Source organism: Castellaniella sp., assembly GCF_034007085.1.
GTDB lineage: Bacteria > Pseudomonadota > Gammaproteobacteria > Burkholderiales > Burkholderiaceae_B > Castellaniella.
Window position 1 is genome coordinate 1 of record NZ_JAVERO010000005.1, and the last position, 12,434, is coordinate 12,434.

At 63.6% G+C, this 12,434-nt stretch carries 13 protein-coding genes and 1 pseudogene; 4 read left to right on the forward strand and 10 right to left on the reverse strand.

The features are described from left to right. Positions 1 to 301: 301 nt before the first annotated feature. The 4 genes from moaA to RBR29_RS01090 form a co-directional block, all read right to left on the reverse strand. Complete coding sequence (gene moaA, locus RBR29_RS01075; RefSeq protein WP_320346380.1) at positions 302 to 1,387, reverse strand: GTP 3',8-cyclase MoaA; 1,086 nt, start codon at positions 1,385 to 1,387, stop codon at positions 302 to 304. A gap of 4 nt (positions 1,388 to 1,391) precedes the next feature. Then, positions 1,392 to 1,853, reverse strand: coding sequence for a universal stress protein (locus RBR29_RS01080; RefSeq protein ID WP_320346382.1), 462 nt, complete (start codon positions 1,851 to 1,853; stop codon positions 1,392 to 1,394). Positions 1,854 to 1,922: 69 nt separating this feature from the next. Further along, positions 1,923 to 2,300: a TIGR01244 family sulfur transferase gene (locus RBR29_RS01085; RefSeq protein WP_320346383.1), complete on the reverse strand. Its 378-nt coding sequence runs from the start codon at positions 2,298 to 2,300 to the stop codon at positions 1,923 to 1,925. Between the two features lie 75 nt (positions 2,301 to 2,375). Then, positions 2,376 to 3,269, reverse strand: a complete 894-nt coding sequence (locus tag RBR29_RS01090; RefSeq protein WP_320346384.1) for a ChbG/HpnK family deacetylase — start codon at positions 3,267 to 3,269, stop codon at positions 2,376 to 2,378. On the opposite strand from RBR29_RS01090, the gene RBR29_RS01095 reads away from it, so the two are divergent. Beyond that, the gene (locus RBR29_RS01095) at positions 3,229 to 3,621 is read left to right on the forward strand and encodes a GtrA family protein (protein ID WP_320346385.1); all 393 of its coding nucleotides are present in this window, start codon (positions 3,229 to 3,231) and stop codon (positions 3,619 to 3,621) included. The two genes, RBR29_RS01090 and RBR29_RS01095, sit on opposite strands and share 41 nt — an antisense overlap. Here the strand turns inward: RBR29_RS01095 and RBR29_RS01100 are convergent. Beyond that, positions 3,581 to 5,227, reverse strand: coding sequence for a glycosyltransferase family 39 protein (locus RBR29_RS01100; RefSeq protein ID WP_320346387.1), 1,647 nt, complete (start codon positions 5,225 to 5,227; stop codon positions 3,581 to 3,583). The genes RBR29_RS01095 and RBR29_RS01100 overlap by 41 nt on opposite strands. After that, the gene (locus RBR29_RS01105; protein ID WP_320346389.1) at positions 5,224 to 6,303 is read right to left on the reverse strand and encodes a glycosyltransferase family 2 protein; all 1,080 of its coding nucleotides are present in this window, start codon (positions 6,301 to 6,303) and stop codon (positions 5,224 to 5,226) included. The genes RBR29_RS01100 and RBR29_RS01105 overlap by 4 nt, the downstream gene beginning before the upstream one ends. A 176-nt stretch (positions 6,304 to 6,479) precedes the next feature. Between RBR29_RS01105 and RBR29_RS01110 the strand changes: the two are divergent. From RBR29_RS01110 to RBR29_RS01120, 3 genes and pseudogenes are all read left to right on the forward strand, one after another. After that, positions 6,480 to 6,903, forward strand: a pseudogene (locus RBR29_RS01110) (group III truncated hemoglobin). Beyond that, entirely contained in the window at positions 6,881 to 8,185 is a 1,305-nt protein-coding gene (locus RBR29_RS01115) for an NnrS family protein (protein ID WP_320346391.1), read from the forward strand. Before RBR29_RS01110 ends, RBR29_RS01115 begins: the two are co-directional and overlap by 23 nt. Positions 8,186 to 8,206: 21 nt before the next feature. Beyond that, positions 8,207 to 8,671 carry an Rrf2 family transcriptional regulator gene (locus RBR29_RS01120; RefSeq protein ID WP_320346393.1) on the forward strand — a complete coding sequence of 155 codons (465 nt, stop codon included), beginning with the start codon at positions 8,207 to 8,209 and terminating at the stop codon, positions 8,669 to 8,671. 43 nt (positions 8,672 to 8,714) lie between these two features. Here RBR29_RS01120 and RBR29_RS01125 read toward each other — a convergent pair whose 3' ends face one another. The 4 genes from RBR29_RS01125 to narH are packed head-to-tail and all read right to left on the reverse strand — an operon-like array spanning position 8,715 to position 12,432. After that, a complete protein-coding gene (locus RBR29_RS01125) occupies positions 8,715 to 9,461 on the reverse strand; it encodes a peptidylprolyl isomerase (protein WP_320346395.1) in 747 nt (248 codons plus the stop codon). Positions 9,462 to 9,481: 20 nt separating this feature from the next. Next, positions 9,482 to 10,168: a respiratory nitrate reductase subunit gamma gene (gene narI, locus RBR29_RS01130; protein WP_320346397.1), complete on the reverse strand. Its 687-nt coding sequence runs from the start codon at positions 10,166 to 10,168 to the stop codon at positions 9,482 to 9,484. 10 nt (positions 10,169 to 10,178) lie between these two features. Beyond that, positions 10,179 to 10,877, reverse strand: a complete 699-nt coding sequence (narJ, locus tag RBR29_RS01135; protein ID WP_320346399.1) for a nitrate reductase molybdenum cofactor assembly chaperone — start codon at positions 10,875 to 10,877, stop codon at positions 10,179 to 10,181. Between the two features lie 13 nt (positions 10,878 to 10,890). After that, positions 10,891 to 12,432: a nitrate reductase subunit beta gene (narH, locus tag RBR29_RS01140; protein ID WP_320346400.1), complete on the reverse strand. Its 1,542-nt coding sequence runs from the start codon at positions 12,430 to 12,432 to the stop codon at positions 10,891 to 10,893. Positions 12,433 to 12,434 lie beyond the last annotated feature (2 nt).

Here is a 12,434-nt window from a genome sequence, read left to right on the forward strand (position 1 = left end):
CCGTGGCAACCTCAAGCCGTTGCATCCCTCCACCTCGCCGCTTGCAAGCGGCTCGGATTCAACAGGCACGAAGTATCTTCACCCGTTGCATCCCTCCACCTCGCCGCTTGCAAGCGGCTCGGATTCGACAGGCACGAAGTATCTTCACCCGTTGCATCCCTCCACCTCGCCGCTTGCAAGCGGCTCGGATTCGACAGGCACGAAGTATCTTCACCCGTTGCATCCCTCCACCTCGCCGCTTGCAAGCGGCTCGGATTCGACAGGCACGAAAGAGTCCGCAGGGACTCTTTCGTGTCCTGTCTCATCCCCCTATATAACTCATTTCTATTTTTTGGGTGCGATGGGCTTCGCTGCGGATTTCGGAATAGCGGTCGTCACGCGATCGCCAGACACCCGACAGGCGTCGGGCCAGAGCCGTGTCATCGGCACCGCTGCGCAACAGGCCGCGCAAATCATGCCCCTGTTCGGCGAACAGGCAGGTGAACAGCTTGCCTTCGGGCGACAGACGCAGCCGCGTGCAGTCCCCGCAGAACGGCTGGGACACGCTGGTGATCAAGCCGATTTCGCCAGCACCATCTGCATACGCCCACCGTGCGGCGACCTCGCCCCGGTAACGCGCCTGCAGCGGCCGCAGCGGAAACTCGCTATCGACGATCTGCACGATTTCCGCCCCCGTGATGACTTCGTCCATGCGCCAGCCGTTGGTATTGCCGACATCCATGTATTCAATGAAACGCAACGTATGGCCGGAACCCCGGAATCGACGCGCCATCGGCAGGATCTGGCCATCGTTCATCCCCCGGCGCACGACCATGTTGACCTTGACGGGGGTCAATCCGGCAGCGGCGGCAGCTTCGATGCCGTCGAGCACCGTGGCCACTGACACGCCGCTGTCGCTCATGCGTTCGAACAAGGCATCATCCAACGCATCCAGGCTGACCGTGACACGCGCCAAGCCGGCATCAGCCAGCGCACGCGCCTTGCGGGCCAGCAACGTGCCATTGGTCGTCAGGGTCAGTTCCGGCGGATCGCCTTCCGGAGTGCGCAAATCGGCCAGCATGCCGATCAGGGTCTCGACCTGTTTGCGCAGCAGTGGTTCACCGCCAGTCAACCGGATCTTGCGCACGCCACCGGCCAGGGCGATCCGGGCGATTCGAGTGATTTCCTCGAAAGTCAGCAGGGCCCCATGGGGCAGGAATTCGTGATCCGCGTCGAACAGTTCGCGCGGCATGCAGTAGGTACAACGAAAATTGCACCGATCCGTGACGGAAATCCGCAGATCACGCAATGGACGCCCATATGCGTCACGCACCACCCCGCCCGGCGCCTGGACCGTGTCACGGCCCCCCTGCGCCGGGATCGGCCGGTGGTGAATCACACTGGGCATGGAGTCAATCGTTTTCCTTGACCCGATAGACCAGGGTGGCGACCTTGGCCAGGCCCAGGACCTTGACCGTGACGCTGCCCAGCAGCAGGCGGGACAGGCCGCTGCGGCCATGGCTGCCGATGAAGATCAGGTCGCAGCCTTCGGACTGGGCGGCCTGCACGATGCCGTCGGCGACATTGAAATTGGATACTGCCAGGGGCGTGGCCTTGACACCGGCCGTTTCGGCCCGGTCGAGCACCGCCTGCAGGTATTTCTTGGCCTGCTCGGCTGCGGTGCGGTCGTAGTCTTCGTCCGTGATGGCATAAGCGGCGGCCATACCATCGAAACCGACCGTCGCCGCAAACGGCTGGGACACGTGCAACGCGACGACTTCGGCGCCAATGGTACGGGCAAAACAGACGCCCTTGTTGGCGGCCTGGGCGGAAAGCTTGGAACCATCCGTGGGGATCAGAATTTTCTTGAACATACGCAGCTCATCCAAAACGCTAGCGGGAGACATCAGCATAACCGCTGGCCCCTTGAAAGGACAGTCGGATCAGCCCTGGATTTGATCTGCGCCATGTTCGCGCGCCGCCAGAAACAGATTGGTGCACCGCGCACCCGAGCGGCAGTAGGCCAGCACGGGCTTGGGCAGAATCCGCAACAACGCCGCGAACTCGGCCACATCCGCCAGCGTGATCGCGCCGCTGACAACGGGCTGGTAGCGCGCCTGCAAACCAACTGCCTGGGCCGCCCGCAACACATCATCGGACCGGGGCTGATCGGGACCGGCCTCGCCATCCGGACGATTGATGATGACGGACTTGAACCCTGCGTCTGCCAAGGCTTGCATATCATCGGGTCCCAGCTGGGGCGCGACGGCAAAATCCGGAGTCAGGGTCTGATACGTCAAAGTCTGGTGAGTCAGGGCCATATTGATATTGTTTCCTCGGTACAGTTCACGATCCACCGCACGGTCAACAGGCCGCCCGATGGCATCAAGCATCGATCAGTTCGCAAGAACGGGTCGATGCCCCGACCCAGATCCTTCGATCGTCAAATGATATTCTGCCAGCAGCCGCCCCATCAAAGGGCCTGCCAGCACCGCATATTCGGCCTGACGCTGCGCCGACAGACTGTCGGCGTCATCCGCGCCCAGTGCAGGGTGGCACATCAGCACATCGCCATCCTGGCACGCAGCCAGCCAGCGGCGCAGCCAGTTTTCGTAGGCCGGAACCCCACCCTGAAAATCATACACCCCCAGGAACCCCGGGTTAAGCGCATGGCCACGCGCCTGTGCACGATGACGCAGGCCCGAAGCGCCCAGCCCGGCGATCACGGCTGCCTTGAAACGCAGGCGCAGCGGCAGGCCCGCCATGCGCGGCCGCCCGACATCACGGATCCAGGGCGCACCGCAGTGGGGCGCCGGCAACGATTCCAACAAAGCATCGCGGATGCCCGGCAATTGATGCACATGCTGGTGACCGTCGATGTAATCCGGTTCACGGCCCGTGATGTCCCGGAACAGCGCCAGCTGCCGCTGCACCGCAGCGCGCACCGCAGCGCTGGGCAAGCGCCCCAGCCAGGCCGCCCGGATCAGTCTTCCCAGGGGCAGGCACAGCCCAGGCTGACCGAAGGATTCGGTGCAATTCAGATGCAGCCCCACCTGCAGCCCCGATGCCAGCAGCGCCGCCGTGTCCTGGCGCGCTGCCGGACCATCGACCAGCAGGCTGGTGGCCGACAGGCGGCCGCACGCAGCCAGCGCCAGAATGCCGGCATTCACTGCCGGGTTCATCCCGAAATCGTCGGCACACAATACAATGCGCCGGTATTGATGCCCTGCTGCTCGCAAATCCGGATCCATGCTCAAGAAACTCGCTACCCAGGTCGGCTGGTTCGTCATTGTAGGCTGCGCAGCGGCAGCCACCCACTGGGCAGTCGCCGTGTCCTGCGTCGCCCTGGGGGGGCTGGCACCGCTGGGCGCCAACATCGTCGGCTGGCTGGTGGCATTCTGGGTGTCCTTTGCAGGCCATTACCGCCTGACCTTCCGCCACCAACACGCACCGCTGCAGCGCGCAGCGGTACGTTTTTTTCTGGTGTCGGCCCTGGGCTTCGCGGCCAACGAGGCCGCTTACGCCACACTGCTGCGCCTGACGACGATCCGCTACGATGTCCTGCTGGCCCTGGTGCTGATCGGCATTGCCGGGATGACCTTCATTCTGGGGCGCTACTGGGCGTTTCGCCGCAGCCATTGACGGTTTCGGCCGCTGGCACGCGCCACAGGCCCATCCTGGATGTCCGCGCCAGGGGTTCGAGGCCCGCCAGCGCCGGGTAGCGGTCGGCTTCATCCAGCCAAGCCAGCAGCCAGGTCGTCGCATGGCCCGGATCACACAAATACGCCTGCAACTGCGATGCAAGCCACAGCCTGTCCGCACCCCGGTCCGGCATGAACGTGGCCGCATCAGCCAGTTCCTTGCGCCAGTCATCGCTTCGCATGACGTCCGGATCGTTCCAGTTCGCCACGGCAATGACCGGGCCGCGCCAGCCGGCATACAGGGGTACGTCATAGGCGTACTGGTCGAGCATCACCAACTGGTCGCCAGGCGCCGCTGAAACCGCCAGCGCCTGGGCCAGGCTTTTTGTGCTGCGTTGCGGAAACAGCACCATTGCCACCACGGCCAGCAGGCACAATGCGCCCGCCACCAACGCATGGCGCACCAGGCTGCGGACTGCGCCAGGCGCAGTGGATTCCTCGCGTTGTTCGAAGGTTTCCTGGATGAACCAGGCCAGCGGCGGCAGCGCGGCAATCACGTAACCCACCAATTTCGAGGCGGGAATCGAGAAAAACACCAGCACCACGGCCAGCCAGGACAACATCAGGCCACGCAGCACCCGGCGGTCGACTTGCTCCACCCGATGGGCGGGCGGCACGAACGCCGTCTGCAATGGCCCCCTGGGCAGGGTCCAGCGCCACAACTGGATCGACCAGGGCAGCGTCAGGCCCAGCACGACCGGCACATAGAACCAGAAGGGATGCGGATTGTTGAAACCAGATTCGAGAAAACGCTGGAAATGCTGGTAGACAATGTAATAGTCGAAAAAGCCCGGATGGCGCAGTTCCATTGCCACCATCCAGGGCAAGGCCAAGGCCAGGAACAGCAACATGCCCGGCCACCAGAACAAGCGCCCCAGGGCGCGGTATCGGCGCCGGCCCAGCAGCCAGAAGCACAAGACCCCGCCCGGCAGCACGACGCCAATCAGGCCCTTGGCCAGAAATCCGGCCGCTGCGGCGATGTACATGGTCGTCAGCGCCCAGGTATCCGGACGCAGCTGCTCGCGACGGAATACGGCATCGGCACCGGCCATCACGGTCAGGCTCATCAGCATCGCCACCAGCATGTCCAGATTGGCATAATGCGCCGCACCGAACAGAAATGGCTGCACCGCCAGGATCAGGGCCGTGCGGCTCGCGGCGCGGCCACTGGCATACCGGCGCAGAAAAACATACGTGATCGTCACCAGCGCCGTGGCCGCCAGTACCGAGCACAGCCGCCCGGCCCAGGCGTTGTCGCCGAATACCGCCAAGGATGCTGCCGTCAGCCAATAGAACAGCGGCGGCTTGTGGAAAAAGGGCATGCCATCCAGGCGCGGCGTCAGGTAATCCCCCGAGACCAGCATATGCCAGGCCACCCCCACGTAGCGCCCCTCGTCAGGCAGCAGCAGCGGATACATCCAGGTCGTGGCCGCCAGCCAGAGGAAAGTGGACAGCGCCACCCAGGGCCAGGCGCGCCGGACCCGCAGGCGCTGCCAGGCAGATTCGCCAGCATCCACCAGCCGGGAGCCAAAGGCCGGGAATCTCATGCCTGGTGTCCTCCTGAAGACAGTGGATCGCCAGTCGTGTCCTCGTCGATGGAGGCCCGCGCATAGCGTGGTGGCGGCACATCCAGGCCCGGCCCAGGGATAGGCCCAGGCCCACAGTCACCGGGGCCTGCATCGCCCAATCCCGTGCCTGCACGTTCCTGCAACAGATAGACGGGCCGGCCCTTGACTTCGGTGAAGATACGGGCGATGTATTCGCCCACCACGCCCAATGACATCAGATTGACCCCCGCAAAGAACAGGATCACTGTGATCAGAGTGGCCCAGCCGCGCACTGCATCGCCATAGAGCAAGTGCGTCACGATGATGAACAGGCCATACAGAAAGGCCAGCAACGCCACGCAAGCCCCCAGTAGACTGAGCAATCGCAACGGCCAAGTGGTAAAGGCCGTCAGCCCGTCCACGGCGAAACGCAGCAATTTCAGGGGCCGGAACCGGCTGGTGCCATGCAATCGCTGGGGCGGCGTGTAGGCCATGGCCTCGGACCGGAAACCGACCCAGGCAAACAGGCCTTTCATGAAACGGTCGCGTTCGGGCAACTGTTTCAGGGCATCGACCACGGCCCGATCCATCAAACGGAAGTCCCCGGCATTGGGCGGCACGCTCTGGCCATCGGATGTGCGCATCAAGGCATAGAACAGCCGGGAGCCGACCCGCTTGAACCAGGTTTCGTCATCACGCGTGGCGCGTACTGCGTAAACCATGTGTACCCCGGCGCGCCAGCGCGCCAACATGGCGGGGATCATCTCGGGGGGATGCTGCATGTCGGCATCCAGACAGACCACCACATCGCCACGCGCAACATCCAGTCCAGCCGTCAGGGCGGCCTCTTTGCCGAAATTGCGCGACAGGCGCAAATAAACGATTTCCGGATGCAGGCGAGTCCAATGACGCATCAGATCAGGCGTGCCGTCGGTGCTGCCATCATCGACCACGACGATTTCCGGCACGCAATCCTGGCGCGACAGCATGGACAGCAACTCTGGCAGCAATACGCTCAGGTTGGCCTGTTCGTTCAAGCAGGGGATGACGCAGGACAGGGTGACGGGTCTGGACATGATGACAACGCCCTGGCGACACGGCGCGGGGCACGATCTGGAAAAAAGAAAAGACAGGTGAAGACTTGAATCATAACTGAACACCAGGCCGGACAACCGCCTACGGCGGCATGAAATTTTGCGCTTCCCCATTAAGATAACTATAATATGAACCTTTGAATCCCCGCCCCGCGACCATGGAAGACGCCCCAGTCTGCACCGAGGCCGAGATCACGACCCTCGTCCACCATTTTCTACCGCCGTGTCCGCCAGGATCCGGTCCTGGGTCCGATATTCGATACCCATATCGAAGACTGGGACGAACACCTGGAACGCATGGTGCGCTTCTGGTCGTCGTTATTGCGGCGTACCGGCGCCTACAGTGGTACGCCCATGCCACGCCACATCGCCCTGCCCGGCCTGGAAGGCCCGATGTTCGTGCGCTGGCTCGACCTGTTCCACGACACACTGGGGGAATTCGACAACCCGGCCTTCACGGCGCAGGCGGCAGATTTCGCCCACCGCATCGCCCGCAGCCTGTGGTATGGCTACCAGATCAGCCACCACCCCGACCAACCCGTCACGGAGTTCGACGCCCATGTCCCACCTGCTCAGTATTGAGGAACCGGCCGCTGCCGCATCCCGGCCATCCATGACAGCCTTCCTGGCCTTGGGATTCCGGCCGCTGTACCTGGCGGGTGCGGCCTGGGCGCTGATCTCCATCGCCCTGTGGATCTTCACCCCGCAGGTGCTCAATGGGCCCCTGCCCCAGGTCTACTGGCATGCCCACGAAATGCTGTGGGGCTTCATCATCACCATCGCGGTCGGCTTCCTGCTGACCGCCAGCGCAACCTGGACCGGCTTCAATCCGCTTTCAGGCCGCCCCCTGGGCCTGTTGTGCCTGCTGTGGCTCGTGGCCCGCATCGGCTTTCTGACAGGCGGGCTGACGGGTTTCTGGATCGCCACGGCAGCCGAACTGCTGTTCTTCCTGGTCGCTGCGGCCTGCCTGATGCGCGTCATGATCAAGGGCCGCAGCCGCCGCAACTACGGTCTGCCGGCGGTCATGCTGGCACTGGGCGCAGCTGACCTGCTGTACCTGCTGGCAGCCCTCAACGGCGATTACCTCCTGCTGATGAGACGCTTCGATCTGGGCCTGATCGGCATGGCCGTGGTCGCCTTGCTGATCGCGCGGCGCGTCATTCCCTTTTTCTCCATGCGCATGGTCCCGGGCCTGCAGATTCCCATGCTGACGCGTTCCGGCCATGTGCAGATGGTCTTCAGCATGCTGGCCCTGGCCGCCGGTGTGCTGCTGCAAGTCATGCCGCCTGCCGGCAGTGGTCCGGCTTTTCTGTCGTGGATCATGGCTGGCAGCCTGGCACTGACCGGCCTGATCAGCCTGGGCCAGCTGCTGGCCTGGCAACCGCTTGCGGTGCTGCGCAAACCCATGCTGTGGATCCTGTACCTGGGCTACGCCTTCATCGGCGTCGGCCTGCTGGTCGCAGCAATCCACATCAGCGGCCTGCTCGACCCAGCACTGATGCGCGGCCTGCTGGCGCGCAGCGCCACGCACGTCCACCTGATCGGCATGGCCGGTTTCTGCATCCTCATCATCGGCATGCTGACCCGCACGGCCCTGGGCCATCTGGGGCGCCCGCTGGCCCTGGACCGCAGCATGCTGGCCAGCTACTGGCTGATGATCGCTGCGGCTGTCTTCCGTCTGGCCGCATTATGGCCTTCGGCCGCCAGCCAACCCCTGCTGCATCTGGCTGCCTGCGCCTGGATCCTGTGCATGGCGCTGTATCTGTGGCGCTTCATCCCCATGCTGATCCGCCCCCGGCCCGACCGGCCAGTCTCTGCTGCGGCCCCGTCCCGGGCGGCCCCACAGCCCGCCCAGGCGCGCTGACCCCTACCAGGATTTCCCATCATGCGCCTGACCAACATGAGCGACTACGCGGTGCGGCTGCTGATTTACCTGGGCAGCCACCGTGACCGGCTCTGCACGATTGCCGAAATCGCCCAGGCCTACCGGATTTCAGAACCACACCTGATGAAAATCACGCACCGGCTGGCCCAGCGCGGCTGGATCCGCACGGTACGCGGCAAGAACGGTGGCATGGAACTGGCCCACGAGCCTGGCGAGATCCGCCTGGGGGCGCTGATCCGTGACATGGAAAACGATCTGGCACTGGTCGAATGCATGGGGACTGACAACCACTGCATCCTGAACGGCCACTGCGGCCTGAAACCCATCATTGCAGGCGCGATGCAGGCCTTCATGGATCATCTGGACGCTCACACGCTGGCCGATGTGATTCCCTCGACCCCTTCAGCCGCGATCCCCATCGCGCCTGAACGCGTGGCGGCAGACGGCTTGCCGGCAACCGCGTAGGCGGCATCAACAGCTTTCAAAGGGGGGAACAGCAGCAATCCTGCTATTGCACCAGCGGAGAATCCGCTCCCTGCATGGGGATGCCTTCGATGCGGGCCCCCCCGACCAGCTGCTGCAGGTACTGGTGTACGGCACGCCGCTGGCTGGATGCTTCAAGCCAGTCTGCCAGCCGTTCGTGCACGTCCTCGAACGGCAGGGCACGGCCTTCGACCTTGAGTCCGGTACGCACGATGTGGAACCCGAACCGGGTCTCGACTAACTCACTGCCCAGGGTATATTCCGGCAGGGCGAAGATCGCCCGTTCGAATTCGGGCACCATTTCGCCCCGGCTCAGTTCGCCCAGAGCGCCGCCCTTGGCGCCCGAGGGACAGTTGGAATAGTTCCGTGCAAAGGTCGCAAACGATCCCAGGCCTTCACGGTGCAGTTCGGCCAGGATGCCATTGGCCCGGGCGCGCAGTTTCTGCACGTCCAGCCCCGAGGTGGCCTGGAACAGAATGTGCCAGGCCTCGATGCGATCGCCTTCGCGAAATTCGTCGGGATGCTGCTCGTAATAGCGTCGGCAGCTGGCCTCATCCGCCTCGGGCGTGCGCACGTCGTGGGCCAGCACAGCCTGCAACAGGGCTTCGTCGTCTTCGGCCGTCAGATCCAGTTCAGCCGCGCGCTGGCGACACAGTGCCCGCAGGACCAGTTCCTGGCCTGCGGCCAGGCGCGGGTTGGCCTCGTGCTGATGGCGCGGGACCTCGGCCAGGATCTCGGCTTCGGTGATGTGCGTGTCGTTGACGGTGATCATCCTGTGGTTTCCGGACGGATTCAGCGCGGCCGCACGAGTTGCCAGGCCCGGACCAGATAGGAGACCGAAGCAAAGCCCGACCACACGTGCACCAGACGGGTGAAGGGAAAGATCACGAACAGGGTCATGCCCAGCACCATGTGCAGGCGGTAGACAACGGGCACGCCTTCCAGGGCGCCCACTGCGCCGCTGCGGAAGGTCACGATGCGTTGCGCCCATTCGCCCAGCTGGACCATCACCGCGCCATCGGTATGGTGTACAGACGTGAAGATCGAGGCAATGCCGACCACCAGCACCAGCAGGATCCACAGCAGCGTGACCCAGTCCGACAGGTTGGAGTTGTGTGCCAGACGGATCTCCGACCACCGGCGATGAATGAGCAGCAGCAGGCCGATCAGGCACACCACCCCCAGAATCGCGCCCACTACGATGGCCATCAATTGTTTGAACTGCGTCGTCACGCCAAAGGCGTGATAGACGGCCGGTGGCGTGAGCAAGCCCACCAGATGAGTGAAGAACAGCGAGATGATCCCGATGTGGAACAGATTGCTGCCCCAGCGCAACGAGCCCTGGCGCAGCAACTGGCTGGAATCGCTTTTCCAGGTGTACTGCTCGCGCTCGAAGCGCAGCAGACTGCCCGTGAAGAACACGGTCAGGGCGATATAGGGATACACCCCAAAGAAGAACAGGTCGAGTGTGGCTTTCATCGGAATCTCCTCAGGCCTGGCCAGTGGCCGGGCCCGCCTTGCGGGAACGGGGCGGATGGAACACGATCGGCTGGACATTGCCCCCGCTGGCCTGGCGCGGCATGAACAGGGGTTCGGTGCCATCGGCCTCGGGGCCGAAGGTGATCAGCCGTTCTTCCATGTCCCCTTCCGGGGGATCGGGCAGGACTTCGGGCTGAACGTCGGTCATGGTCTGCAGCTGATCGAACAGGCAGGCGTAGGGGCTGCCGGATTCCGCCAGCTTGCCGCCCAGCCGGGCCAACACATGGATGGCGTCGCCCAGCAGGTCCTCGGCGGCCTCAGCCGGGATCTGACCCAGGAATTCCAGGAACAGCGGCACATAGTCCGGCAGTTCGCTGGAGGCGGGTTCCAGGCCATGTTTCAGGTATTCGTTACGCAGATCCACCATGGCCTGGCCACGGTCGCGGGATTCGCCATGCACGTGCTCGAACAGATGCAGGGAATGGGCGGCGCGGCGGTCGAACGTGGCGACGTACTGTTCCTGGAGGTCGATCAGGTCATCGTTCCGGTCCAGGAAATCGAACAGGGGCGCCAGCCGGGTGCGGACGTCGGCCGGCAGCGCCGCGTGCAGTTCCGGCAACGCATCCAGCCAGTCCCGCTCGGGATAGCCGAGCAGGACCGACAGTACGGAGAACACCGGCGCATGGCGGGATGTTGTGACAGAACCCATGTCATGCCTCCTTTCAGGCCGTCCGGGCCGGGTCAAGAAACACCACGGTCGGCTTGCGCTTGTTGCGCGGCTTGCCGAACAGAGAGCCTTCGGATGTGCCACCCGAACAGCCATTGCCGAAGGTGAAGCCGCATCCGCCCCGGATATCGAAGGCGTTCTCGGCGCTTTCCCGGTGGGCGGTGGGCACGACGAAGCGGTCTTCGTAGTTGGCGATGGCCAGGTAACGATGCATGTCCTCGACCTGATGCAGAGTCAGGCCGACCTGCTCCAGAATATCGAGACGTTCCTGGCGATCCACCGAACGCGCCCGCATGAACGCACGCATACCCAGCAGGCGCTCCAGCGCCGTGGCGATCGGCGCTTCATCACCCGCCGTCAGCAGATTGGCCAGGTAGCGCAGGGGGATGCGCAGCGACTGCACGTCAGGGATTTCTCCAAACGCACCAAGCTGCCCGCTGTTGGCCGCAGACTGGATCGGCGAGAGAGGCGGCACATACCAGACCATGGGCAGAGTGCGGTATTCCGGATGCAGCGGGAAGGCGATTTTCCATTCGACGGCCATTTTGTAGACCGGCGAATTGCGGGCGGCATCCAGCCAGTTTTCCGGAATGCCGTCGGCCAGGGCCTGGCGGCGGATTTCGGGGTCATCCGGGTCCAGGAACAGGTCCAGCTGCGCCTGATAGAGATCCCTTTCGTTCGGTGTACTGGCAGCCGCTTCGATGCGGTCGGCATCATAGAGCAGCACGCCCAGGTAGCGGATGCGGCCCACGCAGGTCTCGGAACAGACCGTGGGCATGCCGGCTTCGATGCGCGGATAGCAGAAGATGCATTTTTCTGCCTTGCCGGATTTCCAGTTGTAGTAGATTTTTTTGAAGGGGCAACCGGAAATGCACATGCGCCAACCGCGGCATTTGTCCTGATCAATCAGCACGATGCCGTCCTCGGCGCGCTTGTAGATCGAACCCGAAGGACAGCTGGCCACGCACGTGGGATTCAGGCAGTGCTCGCACAGGCGCGGCAGGTACATCATGAAGGTGTTCTCGAACTGACCGTAGATGTCCTTCTGTACCTCTTCGAAGTTGTAGTCCTGCGAACGCTTGGAAAATTCGCCCCCCAGGATTTCTTCCCAGTTGGGGCCCCATTCGATCTTTTCCATGCGCTGGCCGGTGATCAGGGAACGCGGCCGTGCCACAGGGGGCGTGGTGCGTTCCGGGGCCTTTTGCAGATAGTCGTAGTCGTAGGTGAACGGCTCGTAGTAATCGTCGATCTCGGGCAGGTTCGGGTTCGAGAAGATGCGCGACAGCAGGCGCAGCTTGCCGCCCTGGCGCGGCTCGATGCGGCCGTTGTCGCGGCGGCGCCAGCCCCCATTCCAGCGGTCCTGGTTTTCCCAGTCCTTGGGGTAGCCCACGCCAGGCTTGGTCTCGACGTTGTTGAACCAGGCATATTCCATGCCCTCGCGAGACGTCCAGACGTTCTTGCAGGTGATCGAACACGTGTGGCAGCCAATGCATTTGTCCAGATTCAGGACCATGGCGACTTGCGCGCGGATTTTCATGG

Excerpts from the sequence above, each read along its gene's own strand:
- RBR29_RS01100 (WP_320346387.1), bottom strand. The coding sequence starts at position 5,227 with ATGAGATTCCCGGCCTTTGGCTCCCGGCTGGTGGATGCTGGCGAATCT.
- narI (WP_320346397.1), bottom strand. The coding sequence starts at position 10,168 with ATGAAAGCCACACTCGACCTGTTCTTCTTTGGGGTGTATCCCTATATC.
- RBR29_RS01080 (WP_320346382.1), bottom strand. The coding sequence starts at position 1,853 with ATGTTCAAGAAAATTCTGATCCCCACGGATGGTTCCAAGCTTTCCGCC.
- narH (WP_320346400.1), bottom strand. The coding sequence starts at position 12,432 with ATGAAAATCCGCGCGCAAGTCGCCATGGTCCTGAATCTGGACAAATGC.
- narJ (WP_320346399.1), bottom strand. The coding sequence starts at position 10,877 with ATGGGTTCTGTCACAACATCCCGCCATGCGCCGGTGTTCTCCGTACTG.
- RBR29_RS01090 (WP_320346384.1), bottom strand. The coding sequence starts at position 3,269 with ATGACGAACCAGCCGACCTGGGTAGCGAGTTTCTTGAGCATGGATCCG.
- RBR29_RS01105 (WP_320346389.1), bottom strand. The coding sequence starts at position 6,303 with ATGTCCAGACCCGTCACCCTGTCCTGCGTCATCCCCTGCTTGAACGAA.
- RBR29_RS01095 (WP_320346385.1), top strand. The coding sequence starts at position 3,229 with ATGCTCAAGAAACTCGCTACCCAGGTCGGCTGGTTCGTCATTGTAGGC.
- RBR29_RS01085 (WP_320346383.1), bottom strand. The coding sequence starts at position 2,300 with ATGGCCCTGACTCACCAGACTTTGACGTATCAGACCCTGACTCCGGAT.
- moaA (WP_320346380.1), bottom strand. The coding sequence starts at position 1,387 with ATGCCCAGTGTGATTCACCACCGGCCGATCCCGGCGCAGGGGGGCCGT.
- RBR29_RS01125 (WP_320346395.1), bottom strand. The coding sequence starts at position 9,461 with ATGATCACCGTCAACGACACGCACATCACCGAAGCCGAGATCCTGGCC.
- RBR29_RS01115 (WP_320346391.1), top strand. The coding sequence starts at position 6,881 with ATGTCCCACCTGCTCAGTATTGAGGAACCGGCCGCTGCCGCATCCCGG.
- RBR29_RS01120 (WP_320346393.1), top strand. The coding sequence starts at position 8,207 with ATGCGCCTGACCAACATGAGCGACTACGCGGTGCGGCTGCTGATTTAC.